A 19,021-nucleotide genomic window follows, 5' to 3' on the forward strand; every position below is an offset into this window, starting at 1 on the left:
ATTGACGCAAACGACTTCTGACAATGAGCTTTTCCTTGCAAAATCGGAGCAGACCATACATTTTTTAATATTTCATTGTGCTCTTCAAGACGAGCAAGTTTCTTTTTTAATTCGCGGATTTCGATTTGTTCAGGCGTCATCGGAGAAGCTTTAGGTGAAACTCCTTGCTGCTCTTCTTTAAGTTGGCGAACCCACTTATCCATGGTTGATTTGCCAACATTCATGGCCTTGGCGGCTTCAGCTACCGAGTAGCCTTGGTCAATAACCAACTGTGCGGCTTCTAGTTTAAACTCGGGGCTAAATGTTCTTCTGCTACGTTTTGTCATTGTGTCACCTGTTAGCTTTCTGAGGTGATGATATCACCTCTAATCAGGTGGCCAAATTCACCGTACCACTACACTCCACCTTTTATATACATGGCCAAAATTAAAGTCGAGGGGTATATTAGTCTACAAGGGGATAGATACCATTTTCATCATGTACCTCAGCCCCTGTGATCGGTGGATTAAAGACACAAGCCATAACCATTTCTTTATTTTTATATGCTCTTAGAAAATGTTCATCGTGTTTATCTAAAATATACAAAGTACCCGGTTTTATCGGATAGGTTTCACCACCTACCACTTCAATTTCGCCTTCACCACTCATGCAGAAAACAGACTCTAAATGGTTTTGGTAGTGTATATGGGTCTCAGTACCTTCGTAGATTGTTGTAATATGGAAGGAAAAGCCCATATTGTCGTCTTTGAGCAACATACGGACACTTTCCCAATTATCGGCAACAACACGTCGTTCACTGTTGCGACACTCACTGAGTGTTCTAACAATCATAATTCTTCCCTGTTAAGATGCTTTTTTATAAAATTTTGCAGCGACGGCCTCTACTGCCCCCTCGAATATACTCAACCCTTGGGTTAATTCAGCGTCACTAATTGTTAGCGGACAAAAAAACTTCACGACCTCATCGTTTGGGCCCGCAGCTTCGATGACCATACCGTTCTCGAAACACGCTTTCGCGATATCACCGGCAATATCTCCACGCTGGCATTCAATGCCGCTCATCATGCCGCGACCTTTACCCCGTACAAACATCTCGGGGAAGCGCTTAATACAGCGGTTGATGGTCTTATTCACCTGCTGGGCACATTGTTGGATATGCACGGAAAAATCATTGGTGGACCAATAGATCTCCAGTGCCATGGCTGCGGTTACAAACGCATGATTGTTACCACGGAAAGTACCGTTATGCTCACCTGGCTTCCACTGGTCGAGCTCCGGCTTAAGTAGCACGACCGCCATCGGCAAGCCGTACCCGCTAATCGACTTCGACAGCGTGACAATATCAGGCTTTATGCCTGATGGTTCGAAGCTAAAGAAAGTGCCAGTCCGGCCACAACCTGCCTGAATGTCATCAACAATCAGCAAGATATCGTGTAACTGACAAATTTTACTGAGTTTCTGCAACCATTGATTCGAGGCGACATTGAGCCCGCCTTCGCCTTGTACGGTTTCCAACAGAACGGCCGCAGGCTTATCCATGCCAGCCGAATTATCATCGAGCATGGTTTCGAACAATTTAAGGCCATCAACCCCGGCATAGCCTTCAAACGGTAAGCGGGTGACATTGTGTAGTTCTGAGCCCGCACCTTGTCGGTGATGTTGGTTTCCTGTGGCTGCTAATGCACCCGCTGTACAACCATGAAAGCCATTGGTAAATGCCACAACACTACTTCTGCCTTTTACTTTTTTTGCCAATTTCAATGCCGCTTCGACGGCATTGGTCCCCGTAGGCCCCGTGAACTGCACTTTGTAGTTAAGCTTTCTGGGCTCAAGAATAATTCGATTCAATGCCTCAAGAAATGTGCCTTTTGCTTCAGAATGCATATCCAAACCATGGGTAATACCATCCATTTCAATGTACTCAAGTAGCGCTTGTTTGAGTAGTGGATTGTTGTGACCGTAATTGAGAGATCCCGCTCCAGCAAGAAAGTCTAAGTACCGCTCGCCTTGATCCGTTTCAAGCCAACACCCTTTCGCTTTGCGAAAAACAACAGGGAAGCTGTTCGAGTAAGAACGAACATTAGATTCTTGCTTTTTAAAAATATTCATAATAAGACCGTTTTTGATACCGATTTAATGAAGATTATTTTAGGGGGATTCGATACAGATATTCTGTATCATGCTTGTCTTTGAAATGATCCTTTTCATCAAGAAAAGTCGTCACCTCTCCGAGCTTTCCATGGAGTAAATCTAACTTTTGAAACAGTGTCCAAGAAGCTTCATTTTCTTTGGTGATAGTCGTTTCAACTACCGTTATGTTTTCTAATCCTTTCCTGCCCAGAAGCGCTTTCAGCATACCAAATGCCAAACCTTTACCTCTGTAGAAAGGGGCGACAGCAACTTGCCAGACAAAAAGCACATTCTGTTCATCAGGTTTTTGATAGGCCGAAATGAAGCCAGCTATCTCACTGTTTTTCTCCGCCAAAATGCAGGTCTTACTGAAATGCGTTGATTGCAAGAAATTACAATAGGAGGAGTTCATATCTAATGGCGGACAATTTGCAATAAGACGATACACGTCATCACCATCATTGCGATTAGGTTCCCGAAAATTCCATTTAGGGCTTGAGTCCTCTCCAACATCTGAATGCGGCATCCAAGGAGCTGATGTGATCATGGGTAAAAAAATCCTTTGAGCCCTAATTAATTCCCTTTTTTATTATGAGCACTTTTCAGTGCCAGCAATCAACAAAACAATAATATAATAGGAAATTGTGCGATCAACATCACACTTTACAATGAAAGCACCTGAGCACATTAGTTCGAACCCTAACGTATTTACTAAATATGTTATGCAGTAGCATTGATTAACACAGAGAGAAACTTTTACCAGCCATCTACACTATGGGTAACGACCATTTACGCCAATATGCTGTATTGATAGCGGTTTATATCGACAAATAATCAAACTAACGCGAAGTATATTAAAGTTCGCGCAACAGTAACCCGCTAACAGATAAAAGCACCAAAACATCAATTAGTGATCTAACGATTATCCAAAATTAACAGCCTAAGCATTCACCACAAAAGAGAGGCGAATGTTAAGTAACGCCGAGAGGACATTAAAAAAATATTTCACAATGGTAAATAACAGGTAACCACACACTCACACACATCAAATAAAAACCATTAATTACAACAACTTAAAATCATAACCAACCTAGCACTCAACCACGTACAAACACGCCTTAACCCATTATACCGTATGCCATACATTGAAATAATCACTCAAATTTCTTAGAGTACAAAACGTTACACAACAAAACATATACAAAAGGATGATTGACATGGATCCCATACTGGAAGTTAAGGGACTGTATAAAGTGTTTGGAGACGATCCTAGTCGCGCATTTTCGCTTATTGAGAATGGTATCGATAAAGATCAAATTTTCGAACAAACTGGACTCACCCTGGGCGTGAACGACGTTTCTCTAACCATCAATGCAGGAGAGATTTTCGTTATCATGGGCCTATCCGGTTCAGGAAAGTCAACGCTAGTCCGGCTACTGAACCGTTTAATAGAGCCTACCAGAGGCAGCGTCTACCTGAGAGGAAAAGACATTGCTCATATCTCAGAAGAAGAACTTAGAGAAGTTCGCCGCCACAACATATCAATGGTATTTCAAAACTTTGCACTGATGCCTCATATGACGGTGATTGAAAATACCGCATTTGGCCTAGAGTTGGCGGGCGTCAATGTTAAAGACAGAAACATCAGTGCACTGTCGGCACTGCAACGTGTCGGCCTAGACTCCTATGCAGAATCATACCCAGATGAACTGTCTGGCGGCATGAAGCAACGTGTGGGCTTGGCCCGTGCGCTGGCTTGCGACCCTGATATTTTGCTCATGGACGAAGCGTTCTCAGCGCTGGACCCCCTCATAAGAGCTGAGATGCAAGATGAACTAATACGTTTGCAAAACGATGATAAGCGTACGGTCGTTTTCATCTCCCATGATCTGGATGAAGCAATGCGGATAGGGGATCGCATTGCGATTATGCAAAACGGTGAAGTCGTTCAAGTCGGTACTCCAGATGAAATTCTTCACAGCCCAGCTAATGACTATGTTGAAGCCTTTTTCCGCGGCGTAAATATAGCCAATGTCCTAACAGCTAAAGATATCGCCCGTAAAAAGCCCTCGGCAATGTTCAAAAAATCAGAGCACGACGGTCCAGGCTCCGCGTTACAAATCTTAATGGATCATGACCGTGATTACGGCATCGTTATTGATAAATCCAGCCGGTTCTCAGGCATTGTCTCACTTGATTCTTTGCAGCTTGCGCATAAGGAGAAGCGTTCATTAGCCAGTGCCCAGCTAGAAGATACTATCACCTTAGAGCCCGACCAGCCGATTAACGCCATCTTAGGCCTTGTGGCTAGCGTGCCCTACGCCGTCCCCGTCGTTGACGAGCAAGGCCACTATTTAGGTGTCGTGACAAAGTCACGTCTTCTGCAAACATTGGATAAGGATTAGTCTCATGTCATCGGAACAAACGAACAACGATCCTTGGTCACAACCAACAAGTCAACAAAGTGACCCTTGGTCACAAGGAGAAGATTCAGTATCAGGCCCAGACTGGTTAAGCTCAGAAGTCGTAGAAGAGAAGCCTTTCGATTTGTTAAACCCATTTCAAGATGCCGTTTTACCACTCGATAATTGGGTAGAGTCTGGCCTCAACTGGTTAGTTGAACACGGTCGCCCTGTCTTTCAAGCCATTCGTATTCCAATCGATTTCATACTAACGTCTTTTGAAACGGCATTGGTTTCAACACCTGCCCCTTTCATGATAATAATCTTATTCTTATTAGCTTGGCAGTTTTCTAATTTCCGGCTGGGTGTGTCGACCATTATATCGCTGATGTTTATTGGCCTAATCGGTGCTTGGTCACAAGCCATGACCACGCTTGCTCTGGTCTTGACCTCTGTTTTTTTCTGCCTATTGATCGGACTCCCTATGGGAATTTGGCTCGCGAGAAGCAACACGGCAGCGAGATTTATTCGACCGATTCTTGATGCAATGCAAACCACCCCAGCTTTCGTATATCTGGTCCCGATCGTTATGTTGTTCGGAATCGGTAACGTACCCGGCGTCGTGGTCACCATCATATTCGCCTTGCCCCCAGTCGTTCGACTGACCATTTTAGGGATTCAACAAGTGCCTGAAGAGTTAATTGAAGCGGGCCACTCATTTGGCGCAAACAAAAAACAAATGCTGTATCGCATTCAGCTCCCTTTGGCACTTCCAACCATCATGGCAGGGGTCAACCAAACCCTAATGCTGTCTTTGTCCATGGTCGTCATTGCTTCGATGATCGCTGTCGGCGGCTTAGGTCAAATGGTACTTCGTGGTATTGGCCGGCTGGATATGGGGCTCGCCGCTGTTGGAGGCTTAGGTATCGTGATTCTGGCCATTTTACTTGACCGTATTACCCAAGTCCTAGGCACTAACGCTGGTAATACAAAGTTACGCTGGTACCACACAGGACCGGTTTCATTCTTATTAAGACGTAAAAACAAAACGAAGCAGCCTACTATCAACTTGAGGAAAAATACAAATGAGTAATTCATGGAAGAAAGCACTTTTAGTCGGGACCATCGCCTCTGTCAGCTTTTCCGGCCATACACTGGCAAATGATCTACCGGGCAAAGGTGTATCCGTTCAACCCGTACAGTCCACCGTTGCCGAAGAAACTTTTCAAACATTAATCGTAAACCGCGCTCTAGAAGCACTCGGTTATGATGTTAAGCCAACAAAAGAAGTGGATTACAACGTCGGTTATACGTCTATTGCCAAAGGTGATGCCACTTTCCTCACTGTTGGCTGGTTTCCTCTTCACGCTGATAAATACACCATGTCTGGTGGTGATGAAAAATTCTACCGTCAGGGTCAATATGTCAGCGGTGCAGCGCAAGGCTACTTAATCGACAAAAAAACCGCTGAAAAATACGGCATTACCAATATCGGACAACTAAAAGATCCAGAGCTGGCCAAGCTGTTTGATGCCAATGGAGACGGCAAAGCGGATCTCACCGGGTGTAACCCGGGGTGGGGATGTGAAATGGTGATTGAAGAGCAACTCAGCGCCTACAGCCTACGTGATACTGTCACCCACAACCAAGGTAACTATGCGGCCATCATTGCAGATACCATTTCGCGTTATAAAAAAGGTGATCCAATCCTGTATTACACATGGACACCGTATTGGGTAAGTGGCGTACTGGTACCAGGTAAAGATGTCGTTTGGTTAGAAGTGCCATTCTCTGCCTTACCTGGCGAGCGCAAGAATATCGATACAACACTTGCCAACGGTAAAAACTATGGATTCGAGATGAACTCAATGAGTATCGTCGCCAACAAAGAGTTTGCCGAGAAAAACCCGTCTGCCGCTAAATTGTTCGAGATTATCAAACTCAACATCAATGATGTCAGTGCACAAAACATGATGATGAGCCAAGGAAAAAACAGTACTGCGGACATTGAATCACATGTTAACGGTTGGATTAAGGCGAACCAGAAGCAATTTGACGCTTGGATTACTGAAGCCAAGAAGGCCTCGCTGTAAGCGAGCCTAATGTATACCAACCTACATAAGTATTAGAATCATCTTTTAGCTTACAAAATTAACCCTCACTTTTGTAAAAAGTGAGGGTTTTCTTTGCGCTGATGCTTCTGGCGACCTAAAGAATATTTCAATACTCCCCAAGTATTCACCTCTACAATGGGATATTGACCTTGCAGCTACCTTTGACAAAGTGGGCAAGTTTATTTATCCACGAGCCCTAGCTTGTTCGAAAGCGGTTCGATAGCCCAACCTTGCAACACAACAGAAATCAACACGATAAAGAACACCATGTGGATCATCTCTTGTGAACCCGCAACGCCAGCAGAAGCGGGGATCAGGGCAAATACGATCGGGGTAGCACCTTTTAAGCCAATCGCTGAGATGAACAATTTCTTCTTAAACGATACCTTCCTAAATGGCAGGTAACTAAGGAAAACGGCCAACGGTCTTGCCACAAAGATCAAAGCAATAGCCGGAATGATAGCTGGCCACATATCCCCGATTAGTTCTTTCGGGAAGAACTGCAAGCCAAGGATAATAAACATCAGTGACTGAGCAAGCCACGATAAGCTGTTAAAGAAGTGCTTACTCACCTCTCGGCCACGTTTAAGTTCATTCCCGATCACCACGCCAGCGACGTAAGACGATACTAAGATATTGCCACCAAGCAAATCACTACCATATGCTGCGATAAAGAAACACGCCAAAATAAAGACAGGGATCAAGCCATACTCTTCAAGCTTAATTTTGTTTAGCAACCAAACGCAACACCAACCGATAAGGTAACCAGCCCCTAGGCCGACAAGGATCTGCTGAACGAGCTCAATGCCAATACTGATGCCGCTGATCTGCTGGCTCGCATTAACCAGCATCTCTGTCAATATAGCCACCAGTAGCAATGCTACGGGGTCATTGGTTGCTGATTCAAACTCCAAAATCGTATCGGTTGATTCTTTCAGTTTAAGTTTCTTTGATTCGAGGATAGAGAATACGGCAGCGGCATCAGTTGAAGAAACGACGGCGGCAAACAACAGACAGGTTAAAATGTTGAAGTCTGTGATGTAGTAGAGCAGTCCGCCGAAAATGAAAGTAGTAAACAACACCCCAACAGTAGAGAGCAACCCACCCTCTTTATAAGCCACCTTGATACTGGCTTTGGAGGTATTCAAGCCCCCGACAAAAACTATCACATTCAAGGCTAACGAGCCGATGAATGACGTTAACGCCAAATCGTCATAAACAAAATTAAATTCACCATTACCGAACAATAGACCAACACCGATAAAAATCAGCAACGAAGGCAGGCCCAAGGTTTTTGACGGCTGATGAAGCAGGATTCCGATGGCAATCAAAGCAGCCATCCCTAACATAATTAATTCTGTACTCAATAGACTTCTCCCAACAACACGGATGAATAACAATCTGGTAACTCAAATTGTACCATGCGCGCTATTGCTTAGAGGCTAATGTCTGCTGACAAGTTGAAATTATTATAAAAATTGATGTAATCAAACATTAGCTCTTTTGATTACTCAACGACTAACGATAACACCAAGCAGTCATATGCCTGCACATCAAGTTGGATGCTCCCCAAACCATTTTCGACTACCAGCGATACATCAGTCTCGGCATAGAGTTGTTCAACTAAGGCATACTCACCATCTGTAAGCTGCCAGTGAGCAATCAATGCCGCCGGCAGTGACAACGTCACTCGACGTTTTACTCTATCTGTAAAATTCGCCAACATGATCAACTGCTCGTTCGTATCAAAACGACTAAATGTAAACATCTGATCATCATACCCTTCACCATATTCACGGTTGTAGGTATGCAGCTCTTGGTACTCCCCCATCAATGCCGAACTAGTCAAAGAAAAATTCATCAAGCGTTGGTAGAAATCGCGTAACCCACGCTCTTCTTCCGTTAACTGCCCCCCGTCGAACTCGCCATGGTTCATCCAGCGTTGATGGTTTGGCACACCAAAATAATCAAAAATAGTGGTACGAGAAGCCAAACCAAACCCTGCATCTTCAGTGCCGGCTTCACCGACTTCCTGACCGAAGTAAAGCATGGTCGGTGAGGTACTCAGTAACGTTGATACCAGCATGGCTGGCTTGCCCTTATTGGCATCACCTGCAAATTCCGGACTCGCAACACGCTGCTCATCATGGTTATCAAGGAAATGGAGCATATGATGCTCAATGTCCATCAATTGCTCTTGAACCTCGACAATCGCATCGGTGGAGCCCTTGCCCTGCATGATCAACTTCAAGGCATCGTACAGATCGACTTTGTCATAAAGGTAATCCATTTTGCCTAGATGGATGTAATCACGGTACAAATCCGGCTGATACACTTCAGCCATCAAGAAAGCATCAGGGTTAACTTGTTTGATTGAGGAGTTCATATAACTCCAGAACTCAACCGGCACCATTTCGGCCATGTCATAGCGAAAGCCATCGACACCCATAGCAAGCCAGTAGAGCGCAATATCACGGAACTTGATCCATGAATTGGGTACCTCTTTATCTTGCCAAAAGGCAAAATGGGCAGCGTGGTCTTCATTCTCATATCCTTCTGGCAGTACATCAAAATCTTTGCTGCCATCAGGACGGATACCGTAGTTAACCTTGACGGTTTCATACCAATCATCAAACTCCGGCTTAGCCAGACGCGAACCGTTGCCGGTCCATTTAGCTGGCGACTCTACATACGGCGTAGTCATCGATGGATGGTGTTCACCACCTAGAGGTAGATAACCACCTTTCGCATCTGGAACCGAGAATGCCTCGCCAGGAATATAGTAAAAGTTATTATCTTTATGATAAATCACGCTGGTATCGTCAGATGCACCGAAATCTTCGATGCCCTCTGGGTTAGTCAAACCCTGATAACGCCTTGCCACATGGTTAGGAACGATATCAATAATGACTTTAAGACCATGTTTATGCGAGCGCTCAATGAGCGCCTTGAATTCATCAAGTCGGTTGGCTGGATCAATGGCTAAATCAGGATTGACATTGTAGTAATCCTTAACGGCATAAGGTGAACCTGCACGGCCTTTTACCACACTTGGATGATCGTTTTCGATACCATAGTCAGTGTAATCTCGCACCAAAGCGTGGTGCGGTACCCCGGTATACCAAATGTGGGTCACACCCAGCGCTTTAATTCCACTCAGTGCCTTATCGGTAAAATCAGCAAACTTGCCGACACCGTTTTCTTCCAATGTGCCCCACGGCTTGTTGGTCATATTGGTATTACCGAACAGGCGCGTGAACACCTGATAAACCACTTCTTTAGTCTGCTTAGTCGTTCGCTTTTGAGTAGCGGGTGAATGCGTTGAATATGTCATGAAGTAAACTCATTAAAGCAAATAGAAAAGATAAAGAACGAGCAGACGATTGCCTGCCCGATATACCCAATATTTCTCAAGGTGAGGATTCGAAAAACACCTTGCTCATGTGGGTAATGTTTAAACCAGCGCCTTACTGTTTTATCAACTCAAGGAAGGTTGTTTCCGCCGTGCTCGAACCTGCACGTTTGGCCTCTTCCATTAAGGTTAGGGCTTTTTTCAAATCGTTGCTCTCCACTGCCGCTTTAATCTGGCTATTATAGAAAGCCTCGCTCTCTGGGAGCATTTTCGCTGATGACGGAGTAGCAACACTTACCGCTGTCGTTGTTGCTGTCGTTGTTGCTGTTGCTACTGGCGCAGAGTTAGACTTCGTAGCAGTGGGGGTCGCTACCGCAACCTCAGGCACATCCGTTGCACGGTAGGAACGCAGTGCAACAGGTTTAAGATCTAACTCAAGTGAACCGAATTTCTGATGCTGAATAACCGGATCGGTCACCATCGGGCGAGCCAAGCCTAACTCTTCAGCGCGGATACGCTCAGGGTGTGGCACTTCAATTTGTCCTTCACGGTATTCAAGCGGAGAATAGACCACCATATATGGCGTTGCCGTTTGAGTCATTTCAAAGCGCTTATGGTAGCTATTTAGCTGGAATAATGATGAAGGTTTAAAATCGAAATCAGTTAACTCAAAAGACTCAACGACTTGGAAAGTCGGACTGAGCAAAAGTACTTTGGGTGCAAACACACCCGATGTGCGCATCCAACTTTTTAGGTCAACCCGCATACGATCAACATTTTCTGGCAGCACAAAACCTGAAAAGTAGCTTTTACCCTCGGCAAAATCACCTATTTGCGAATGCTCATCGACCACAAAATCGATACTATCTCCACTCATTGGGATCCACGCAAACTCACTATAAGCATGACAACAAGCAGGTTGAGAAATCGTAACGTCTTTTACATCTTCTGTCGTTGGGGAACTTGCACAGCCAAGCAGTGAAGCTGTCAGCAATGCCGCTAATGTTAGTTTCATTATTTTCATTTTATCTCCTACACCCATACTGCTGGGTGGGTATATATCTATCTGCTTTCACTAATCTACTTAAAAAAGCCAATAGGTATATAACCAATATCATTTGAAAAGGCAGCCCGAGGGCTGCCTTGGTAAAAATGTGATTTAGAACCAGATTTCAGTGTGGACACCGACTACATATTGGCTCTTCTCGCCATTATTTGCTGCGGCTTCATCATCAGCACCAAACCAAGTCACGTATGGCTTGATTTGCGGGCGACCGAAGTAATCAGCATTAACTGTAAAGACTGAAGCGGCTTCTAGGCTGTAGAAAGCAGTTTTCTCGTCTGAACGGCCCCAAGCTTTCTGATTTAAGTCTTCAATTGCGTAAGAACCCGTAAACTCAAGACGCAAGTTATCATTTACTTTATATGTTGGGCGTGCAGCAAAGATTAAACGCTCGACTTCATCAGTTCTGTCACCAGTGATACCCCAGTCTACATTTTCAGGAGCCCAGTAAGTTACTTCCGTACCTAACTGCCAGTTTGACCCAATGTTTGCTACACCGTAAGAAGTGATAAATAGCGATTTAGAATCTTCGCTAAATGCACCACCTGCACTCCAACTACCGTAGTTAACACCTCGGTTTGACGCTAGACCCGTACCATAACCAATTGCTGTTTGTGTCCAACCGTCGAAACCGTAGTAATCACGGTTATAGGTAATAGAACCACCAATTCCGCGATCAGCATCATCAGAGCCGGCTTCTGGGTTTGTGCGAGAAGCACGCATTAGTTTCAGATCGAAATCAAATGAACCGCCTAGAGCTTGTACACCGTAGTAGTAAAAGTCCAAAGAGGTTGCTGTTTGACGTGCACCCGGATCAGGCACTGAAACATCACAATCACCTACATCATTAGATGGGTTACCATCGGCATCTACACATTCAAATACATAATCTCGAGATGACCCAGCATCAGGGTCGACAGACATCATTGCAACACCCGCCTTGTGCCCGGACTCTAGGTTCATTTCAAAACCTGCACCCATACCAGAAGATTGTTTCCAGAACTCACCCGTTAGAATACCCGCAGAACGGTTTAAGAAGCGCTGACCACCCCATATCTCAGAGTTCGCAGGAAGGTAAGGTAGGTTACCAAGAGCAACATAGGCTTCTTTAACTTCAAATTGCGCATCTGTATTTTTCTTCTGAGAACCCTCTGAAGAATATGCGTAAGTATTACCGTTACCGTATTCAGAACGAATAACAAAATCACTGTAAACACCGTTTGCAAACTCAGTGTGTTTCTTGATAACAAACTCAACCTGATTGGTGCTCTCACTCGTTGCGGTGTTGGCGTAGCGGTAATCTTCTTTACCCATATCGCCATCAAACGTTGCGAAGTTGTCATCAAAACGTAGGTTCATAGAACCATAACCATTAACTGTCCAACCATCAGTGATGATATCAGTGGCAGATTCAGCGGCTACATTGTGTGAAGCTAGCGCGGTAAGTAATGCCGCTGCTACAGGTACTAACTTGTGTTTCATAGGAGTGTCCCTTTTATATTTTTATCATGATTGCTATCTAGCAATCTTTTCGGGACTCATATTCAGTCTTGATACAGTTTTCGACATCCTCCCAAACCGGGGAGGAGCAGGGAGGATGAGAGGGGCGTAGGAAATGGGGTGGAGAAAGGTTCCGTGATAAGCCTCACGAAGGTTAGGCGTAAAACTGAAAGTTAATTACAGTTCAAGCCAGAAAAACACGAAGCCAGTCACTTAAATGCAGTATTAATGAAATTATCGGTAACTTAAATTTTTAAAATTTTTTAAGAAAAAAAAACTTCTCTTGACTGATAAGATTTTCTCGCTTAAAAATCATTATTGATATGTAAAATAGCAAAGAGACGTACAGGATGTTCGCTAAATTAGCTCAACCATTTCCACTAGGGGCTACATTGTGTGATCAGGGTTGTAATTTTTCTATTCATTGTTCGGAAAACAAAGAGATCCAACTGGTTTTATTTGATAACAACAACAAAAAAACCTTCATTGAATTAGAAAGTCAGCACTTAGATATACATTATGTTTTTGTAGAAGGTATTAAAGAAGGTCAGGTATACGGTTACCAAATAAAAGACAAGAATGAATACCGTCTCATACTCGATCCTTATGCCCAGGCGCTAAATAAGACCCCCTACTATATAGAACCATTTACTGCCGATAGGAGCTGGCACTTTGCTAAATCGGTTGTTGTCGATCACCGCTTTGATTGGGACGGCACTACCCTCCCCCAAGTACCATTTGAACAAACGATTCTTTTCGAAACACACGTTAAAGGCTTTACCAAGCAACACCCTAAAGTTGAAGAGAAATATCAAGGCACCTACCTTGGCTTATGCCAACCAGAAATGATTGACTACTTCAAAGAACAAGGTGTCACCAGCCTTCAGCTCCTCCCAGTCACTTCCTGTATGTCTGAGCCTCACTTGCTAAAAATGGACAAGGTCAACTATTGGGGGTACAACAGCCTATGCTTTATGGCTCCGGAGCCACGCTATGCGACGGCCGATCCCGTTACCGAAATGAAGACCATGGTCAGGGAACTCCATCGCCATGGCATTGAAGTGATCATGGATATCGTGTTCAACCATACCGCCGAAGGGGGTGAGGGTGGCCCTAAGTTCCATTTCAAATGTCTAGATAAGAACTATTACTTATTGGACACACACAAGAACTACAAGAACCATACCGGTTGTGGTAATACCCTTGATCTGACTTATCAACCCAGTTTGACCATCGTGCTTGATACTTTGCGCCACTGGGTCACCCATTACCAGATTGATGGATTCCGTTTTGATTTGGCCGCCACTCTAGGCCGTCACGGCGATCGCTTTAATACCCAAAGTGCCTTCTTCAAGGCCATCGCACAAGATCCGATCCTACAGCAGGTGAAATTAATTGCCGAACCTTGGGATATCGGCCCTGACGGTTATCAGTTGGGCTATTTCCCTCGCGGCTGGAACGAGTGCAACGACAAGTTCCGCGACACGGTGAAAAGCTACTGGCTATGCCAAGAGAACAACGTCAAAGAGTTTGCGACCCGCATTATGGGCTCGCGAGACCTGTTCAGTGCTAGCAAATGGCCTGACAAACTGCCCGTCAATTTCATTTCATACCACGATGGTTTCACCCTTCAGGATTTGGTGTCTTACAACCACAAGCATAATCACGCTAATGGTGAAAACAACCGAGACGGTCATGGCGACAACCGTTCGAACAACCACGGTGTTGAAGGGGAAACAACTAATTATGCCGTCCTAGGCCGTAGAGAGCGTCAAAAGCGCAACCTCATGACGACCCTGCTATTTAGCTTTGGTATTCCTCATATCCTGGCTGTCGATGCGCTCTCTCACACTCAAGGAGGGAATAACAATGCGTATTGTCAGGACAATGAGATCAGCTGGGCAGATTGGACGACGTACAAAGATAAAACGGAGTTCAGCCAATGGTTAGCTATCATGCTAGAGCGTCGAAAAACCTACATGTCCCCATTCATTCGTGCTTTTAGGGGACAGAACAGGGGTCAACACCGGATTCATTGGAATCGTTCAAACGGGCAACCGATGAATGCCGAAGACTGGCAAGGGCTCGAAGCCTTTTCACTGTACCTTGGTTTGTTTGATTCAGGCAAGGAGCTGTTATTCTTGATCAATGGCTCTCGGATACCTACCCGTTACCGCTTGCCGGAAGGTAGCAAATGGCAAGTGATCTGCGATACGTCTGAGGCAACACTTGGCTCTCACCAAGTACAAACAACGTATATGCAAGGTGCGCAATCACTGACGATTTTGTACCGCGACTAGCTCTCTCTGTAACCCCAAACGACTCAGCCCGGCCTAACTATGCAGACCGAGCTGAGTTTACCCCTGACAGGTTAGCTTTCGCTTGCATAATTAACTCTTCAGGTATATTCAGGCGCTTCAAATACGCTTTCACTTTCTGAACACTATCAGAGAAACAATCATCACCCATTGCAGCTTGTAACGCCCTCTCCAGCAGCCTAAAGCTTCGGTACTCCCCAATTCCAAGCTGGTTCGTCTTGAGATAATTGTCAGCGATTTCCTGTTTCGAGGCCCCCATCAACAACTGGAAAAAAGCGCAAGTAACGCCGGTTCTATCAGATCCCAGCCTGCAATGGACTAAATATGGCCCTTCGTGTTCAGCAACAACGGCTATCAAACGCCGAATACCATCTTCAAAGCCCAACTCGTCATGATTTAGTGCCTCATTTCTGTCAGACATGAAATACACCGTCTCGTACGACACTGGTACACTATGGATGCTACCGGCCTTCCAGCGTTGTTTGTAATAACTATCAGGCGCTGACAACATAGAATCAGCGAGTACCGCTTCATTATCTGATAAATTGATTACGTTATGAATTTGATGATGTTCAATAAGCGCCATAACTGCTTCTTGCCTAGTCGGCTCAATCATCTTTAATTCTGAATGATTGGCTCTAGACGGCGTCACGGGGTGGTAAGATCGGAAGAGCCAATCTGGTTTTAACTTTCCACCAATGACAGGTCGAAAGTTAGCAAACTGGTAGTCTGAAGAAAAATGTGATTTTTGGTTTTTTATAATGAATGATTGCTTAGATGCCTCTGATATCTCTTTTAATTGGCATTCAGAAGGTTTTTCTAAAAATAATAATTGGTTTAAGCCACCGTTGCTTTGATTATTAAAACAGTGACCATTTTTAAAGTTCTCTATGTCAACCGGAGCCTGTGTTACCTCATTCCAAATAACGTATTCAATAAAGCCTGAGTTACCAATTTTATTCACTTCATTGACGTATTTTGTTAAGCGGCAGACATCACCACTTTTTTCAAGGCGAAAACCTTCATCAAGCTTCCAATTCGTAAAAGTTCCAATTAAATATAAATGTTCACACGTGCTAGAAAGACTGAATAGAACTCGATCACCTTCAATTTTATAACGCATAACTTGCCTTTCCCCCTAAAAAAAGCTCTATTCCAGCGATGAAATAGAGCTAAGCCTAACAATAGTAATGACAATAAACAGCCGTTAACGGGATTTAGCGACTTTCAGGTAGCAGTACAGCAAAAGATTCATACGGCTTCAGCGTAATAGTCGCTGGTAACACGTGATGGTGAGCATAGTTAGCAATGACACACTCGACTTGCTCTGCCTGTAAATGCTCTGGCAACGCCAGTGTAATTTCTTCTGCGGTAAAGTTATTGAGCACAAACAAGCGTTGGTTTGCATCAGACCGGACATAACCAAAGACTTTGTCGTGATCTGCAAATACCGGCTCAAACTCGCCGTACACAATAACCGGCAAGGACTTACGTAGTTCAATCAGTTTTTGGTAATGGTAAAACACTGAATTCTGATCATCTAACGCTGCGTCAACATTGACCACAGGGTAGTTAGGGTTAGCCTTGATCCACGGCTCGACAGACGAGAAACCGCCGTTATCACTGCTATTCCATTGCATCGGGGTACGGCCATTATCACGGCTATTCTCATGTACCGCAGCCAGCATAGTTTCTGGCGCGACCCCATTCTCTGTCCGCTCTTTGTAGAAATTCAGTGTCTCGATATCACGGTAGTCATCAATGCTCTCAAAAGCGACATTGGTCATACCGATCTCTTCCCCTTGGTAGATATAAGGTGTGCCTTTCATCATATGCAAAGTCGTTGCAAGCATTTTTGCCGACTCAACACGGTACTGGCCATCACAGCCGTATTTCGATACAACACGAGGAAGATCGTGGTTGTTCCAGAACAAAGAGTTCCAGCCCCCATCAGCCAGTTCAACCTGCCACTTGGTCAACACTTTCTTGAAGGTTGGCAAATCCAGCGCGATTGGTTGCCACTTATCTCCGTGCTTCCAGGTCAGGCTAATGTGTTCAAACTGGAAAACCATCGAAAACTCTTCGCGAGATGGATCGCTATACAACTTAGCAATCTCAGGCGTGGCATCCCAGGTTTCACCGACTGTCAGCAAGTCTTTATCTCCGAAAGTCGCTCGGTTCATCTGCTGGATCAACGGGTGTAGGCGTGGGCCGTTACCAGTGATTTTCTTATCAATTTCCTTACCGATAAGATCAATAACATCTAAACGAAACCCTCCGATACCCTTATCGATCCACCAGTTCATCATCTTGTGCACTTCTTCTTGAACCTTAGGGTTTTCCCAATTCAAGTCGGGCTGGCGCTTGGAAAAAATGTGCAGGAAGTATTCGCCGGTTTGCTCATCGAACTCCCAGCCGCTCCCACCAAAGACAGATCCCATTTCATCCGGTACTCCACCATTTTCTGCAGGTTGGCGCCAAACGTAATAGTCACGATAGGGGTTATCTTTTGATTTACGCGCTTCGATAAACCAAGGGTGCTCGTCGGAAGTATGGTTGACCACCAAATCCATGATAAGGCGAATATCGCGTTTTTTTGCTTCAGCCAGCAGCTCATCCATATCCGCCATTGAGCCAAATTCTGGTGCGATATCTTGGTAATCGGAAATATCATAGCCATTGTCATCCATCGGTGATTTGTACACCGGTGACAGCCAAAGGACATTGACACCCAAAGCTTTCAAGTAGTCCAGCTTGCTGATAATACCTTGAAGATCACCCATACCGTCATTATTGCTATCGCAGAAACTGCGCGGGTAAATCTGGTATACAACGGCATCGTGCCACCATTTAGGCGTAATATTCATGGGAAACCCTCAATAAGAAGTCATGGTATCGAAATTAGCAATATCTTATGCCGTTGCCTTTCTTATGAAAAATACACCACCCTCTCCGTGATATAGCTTTTTCCTATATCATAAAGATTATTAACGACGGAGATCACAAGTTTTAACCCTTTCGCTTTGTGATGGATTTCAAAAAATGTGAGACTGCCTGCAAAGATTTTTCACTGGTTTTATCAATGGACAAGCACTACCGCCAGTTTCTCGCCATTGCTGAGCATGGGAATATCAGCTCTGCGGCTGAGCAGCTCAACTTGAGTCAGCCTACCCTCACCAACAATATGAAGAAGCTGGAAAAAAGCTTAGATGTCACTCTATTCACCCGCCGTTCGAAAGGAGTGGAACTTACCGAATACGGTAGATTATTCCAAGAGCAAGTGCAGGAGCTAAACCGTCGCCACGATACCATGCTGGATAAACTTGCCGATCTCAAAGCAAGGAAAACAGAAAAGATCAAAATGGGTACTGGAGATGCCTGGTGGGAGGTATTTGTAAAATCCGCCTTGCAAAGCTATTGCAAGCAGCATCCAGGTATTTCAATTCAGCTTGAATTTGGTAACCATCTCAAGCTAATGGATATGCTGATCCACGGTCATATCGACTTATTCATAGGACACGAAATTCACGGCCTATCCCGTCGCTGTAATGTGCTGTTCACCCCAATACTACAAGATCAAGAAGCACTGTTCGTGCATCGCTCCCACCCTTTGTTAATCAGTGGTCATGCCGATGGTGACACCGACTTGTACCCACTGCTGCAAGTCACGCCAGACCAAGACAGTTATCAGCACTTGATCGAAAACCCACAACCCAAGCAACAAGAGCAAGAGCGAAAAAAACTCGGAGAGCGCATTAGCTATGAGATCAATTCCCTCAGTGCCAGTTTGGATTTATTGACGAGCTCCAAAGCCATCATGCCGTATACCAAAAGTATGGCTGACTACTTCGAGCAATTTGACATCGTCCCACTCCCCAGCACATCTTCGCCACAAACGGGCATCGTTGGCATTTATCATCTCAATGACCCCCTAGCCGTTCATGTCACTGATATAAAAAATGTTTTATCACGTTCATGGTAGGCCCTCACCTTTCCCAGTTTTAAACTAATACCAATCTGGATAAGTAGTTAATCAAGTATTTATCCAGAGCAAACGTGGTCGGGCTGGCATGTTGGCGAGTCATTAATAACTGGATAAGCTGAAAGCGTCGTTTGGCTAGTTATTCACTATTTTGCGCAAT

15 protein-coding genes are annotated in these 19,021 nt (G+C 44.7%); 5 read left to right on the forward strand and 10 right to left on the reverse strand.

Annotated features, from left to right (window positions below; genetic code table 11):
* The 4 genes from ACVA53_RS14570 to ectA all read right to left on the reverse strand — a co-directional run.
* On the reverse strand, positions 1-326 hold a 326-nt coding region (locus tag ACVA53_RS14570; RefSeq protein ID WP_446505455.1), incomplete at its 3' end, for a transposase.
* 118 nt (positions 327-444) lie between these two features.
* Positions 445-831: an ectoine synthase gene (locus ACVA53_RS14575; RefSeq protein ID WP_446505456.1), complete on the reverse strand. Its 387-nt coding sequence runs from the start codon at positions 829-831 to the stop codon at positions 445-447.
* A gap of 12 nt (positions 832-843) precedes the next feature.
* On the reverse strand, positions 844-2,109 hold the full coding sequence (gene ectB / locus ACVA53_RS14580; protein WP_446505457.1) for a diaminobutyrate--2-oxoglutarate transaminase: 1,266 nt from the start codon (positions 2,107-2,109) through the stop codon (positions 844-846).
* 34 nt (positions 2,110-2,143) lie between these two features.
* Positions 2,144-2,677, reverse strand: a complete 534-nt coding sequence (gene ectA, locus ACVA53_RS14585; protein WP_446505458.1) for a diaminobutyrate acetyltransferase — start codon at positions 2,675-2,677, stop codon at positions 2,144-2,146.
* 670 nt (positions 2,678-3,347) lie between these two features.
* Here ectA and proV point away from each other — a divergent pair.
* Genes proV through proX form a run of 3 tightly spaced genes read left to right on the forward strand, consistent with a single transcriptional unit; the run spans position 3,348 to position 6,625 of the window.
* Positions 3,348-4,535, forward strand: coding sequence for a glycine betaine/L-proline ABC transporter ATP-binding protein ProV (proV, locus tag ACVA53_RS14590; protein WP_255044756.1), 1,188 nt, complete (start codon positions 3,348-3,350; stop codon positions 4,533-4,535).
* A gap of 4 nt (positions 4,536-4,539) precedes the next feature.
* Entirely contained in the window at positions 4,540-5,625 is a 1,086-nt protein-coding gene (proW, locus tag ACVA53_RS14595) for a glycine betaine/L-proline ABC transporter permease ProW (RefSeq protein ID WP_255044755.1), read from the forward strand.
* Complete coding sequence (gene proX, locus ACVA53_RS14600) at positions 5,618-6,625, forward strand: glycine betaine/L-proline ABC transporter substrate-binding protein ProX (protein WP_446505459.1); 1,008 nt, start codon at positions 5,618-5,620, stop codon at positions 6,623-6,625. Before proW ends, proX begins: the two co-directional genes overlap by 8 nt.
* A 200-nt stretch (positions 6,626-6,825) precedes the next feature.
* Here the strand turns inward: proX and ACVA53_RS14605 are convergent, their stop codons facing one another.
* From ACVA53_RS14605 to ACVA53_RS14620, 4 genes are all read right to left on the reverse strand, one after another.
* Positions 6,826-8,013: a potassium/proton antiporter gene (locus ACVA53_RS14605; RefSeq protein WP_255044753.1), complete on the reverse strand. Its 1,188-nt coding sequence runs from the start codon at positions 8,011-8,013 to the stop codon at positions 6,826-6,828.
* Positions 8,014-8,153: 140 nt separating this feature from the next.
* Positions 8,154-9,980 carry an alpha-amylase family protein gene (locus ACVA53_RS14610; protein ID WP_446505460.1) on the reverse strand — a complete coding sequence of 609 codons (1,827 nt, stop codon included), beginning with the start codon at positions 9,978-9,980 and terminating at the stop codon, positions 8,154-8,156.
* Between the two features lie 133 nt (positions 9,981-10,113).
* Positions 10,114-11,022: a MalM family protein gene (locus tag ACVA53_RS14615; RefSeq protein WP_446505461.1), complete on the reverse strand. Its 909-nt coding sequence runs from the start codon at positions 11,020-11,022 to the stop codon at positions 10,114-10,116.
* Positions 11,023-11,157: 135 nt separating this feature from the next.
* Positions 11,158-12,543, reverse strand: a complete 1,386-nt coding sequence (locus ACVA53_RS14620; protein ID WP_446505462.1) for a carbohydrate porin — start codon at positions 12,541-12,543, stop codon at positions 11,158-11,160.
* Between the two features lie 368 nt (positions 12,544-12,911).
* On the opposite strand from ACVA53_RS14620, the gene glgX reads away from it, so the two are divergent.
* A complete protein-coding gene (glgX, locus tag ACVA53_RS14625) occupies positions 12,912-14,861 on the forward strand; it encodes a glycogen debranching protein GlgX (RefSeq protein ID WP_446505463.1) in 1,950 nt (649 codons plus the stop codon).
* Between the two features lie 37 nt (positions 14,862-14,898).
* Here glgX and ACVA53_RS14630 read toward each other — a convergent pair whose 3' ends face one another.
* Both ACVA53_RS14630 and ACVA53_RS14635 read right to left on the reverse strand, forming a co-directional pair.
* Positions 14,899-16,002 (reverse strand): tyrosine-protein phosphatase, encoded by a 1,104-nt coding sequence (locus tag ACVA53_RS14630; protein ID WP_446505464.1) that lies wholly within the window; start codon positions 16,000-16,002, stop codon positions 14,899-14,901.
* A gap of 94 nt (positions 16,003-16,096) precedes the next feature.
* Positions 16,097-17,746: a glycoside hydrolase family 13 protein gene (locus ACVA53_RS14635; RefSeq protein ID WP_446505465.1), complete on the reverse strand. Its 1,650-nt coding sequence runs from the start codon at positions 17,744-17,746 to the stop codon at positions 16,097-16,099.
* Positions 17,747-17,961: 215 nt separating this feature from the next.
* Between ACVA53_RS14635 and ACVA53_RS14640 the strand changes: the two genes are divergently transcribed.
* Positions 17,962-18,861, forward strand: coding sequence for a LysR family transcriptional regulator (locus tag ACVA53_RS14640; RefSeq protein ID WP_255044747.1), 900 nt, complete (start codon positions 17,962-17,964; stop codon positions 18,859-18,861).
* Positions 18,862-19,021 lie beyond the last annotated feature (160 nt).

Source organism: Photobacterium sp. DNB23_23_1, assembly GCF_052873815.1.

What these genes read in the sequence shown, in the direction of transcription:
- ACVA53_RS14575 (WP_446505456.1), bottom strand. Translation starts at nt 831, where the DNA reads ATGATTGTTAGAACACTCAGTGAGTGTCGCAACAGTGAACGACGTGTT.
- ectB (WP_446505457.1), bottom strand. Translation starts at nt 2,109, where the DNA reads ATGAATATTTTTAAAAAGCAAGAATCTAATGTTCGTTCTTACTCGAAC.
- ectA (WP_446505458.1), bottom strand. Translation starts at nt 2,677, where the DNA reads ATGATCACATCAGCTCCTTGGATGCCGCATTCAGATGTTGGAGAGGAC.
- proV (WP_255044756.1), top strand. Translation starts at nt 3,348, where the DNA reads ATGGATCCCATACTGGAAGTTAAGGGACTGTATAAAGTGTTTGGAGAC.
- proW (WP_255044755.1), top strand. Translation starts at nt 4,540, where the DNA reads ATGTCATCGGAACAAACGAACAACGATCCTTGGTCACAACCAACAAGT.
- proX (WP_446505459.1), top strand. Translation starts at nt 5,618, where the DNA reads ATGAGTAATTCATGGAAGAAAGCACTTTTAGTCGGGACCATCGCCTCT.
- ACVA53_RS14610 (WP_446505460.1), bottom strand. Translation starts at nt 9,980, where the DNA reads ATGACATATTCAACGCATTCACCCGCTACTCAAAAGCGAACGACTAAG.
- ACVA53_RS14615 (WP_446505461.1), bottom strand. Translation starts at nt 11,022, where the DNA reads ATGAAAATAATGAAACTAACATTAGCGGCATTGCTGACAGCTTCACTG.
- ACVA53_RS14620 (WP_446505462.1), bottom strand. Translation starts at nt 12,543, where the DNA reads ATGAAACACAAGTTAGTACCTGTAGCAGCGGCATTACTTACCGCGCTA.
- glgX (WP_446505463.1), top strand. Translation starts at nt 12,912, where the DNA reads ATGTTCGCTAAATTAGCTCAACCATTTCCACTAGGGGCTACATTGTGT.
- ACVA53_RS14630 (WP_446505464.1), bottom strand. Translation starts at nt 16,002, where the DNA reads ATGCGTTATAAAATTGAAGGTGATCGAGTTCTATTCAGTCTTTCTAGC.
- ACVA53_RS14635 (WP_446505465.1), bottom strand. Translation starts at nt 17,746, where the DNA reads ATGAATATTACGCCTAAATGGTGGCACGATGCCGTTGTATACCAGATT.
- ACVA53_RS14640 (WP_255044747.1), top strand. Translation starts at nt 17,962, where the DNA reads ATGGACAAGCACTACCGCCAGTTTCTCGCCATTGCTGAGCATGGGAAT.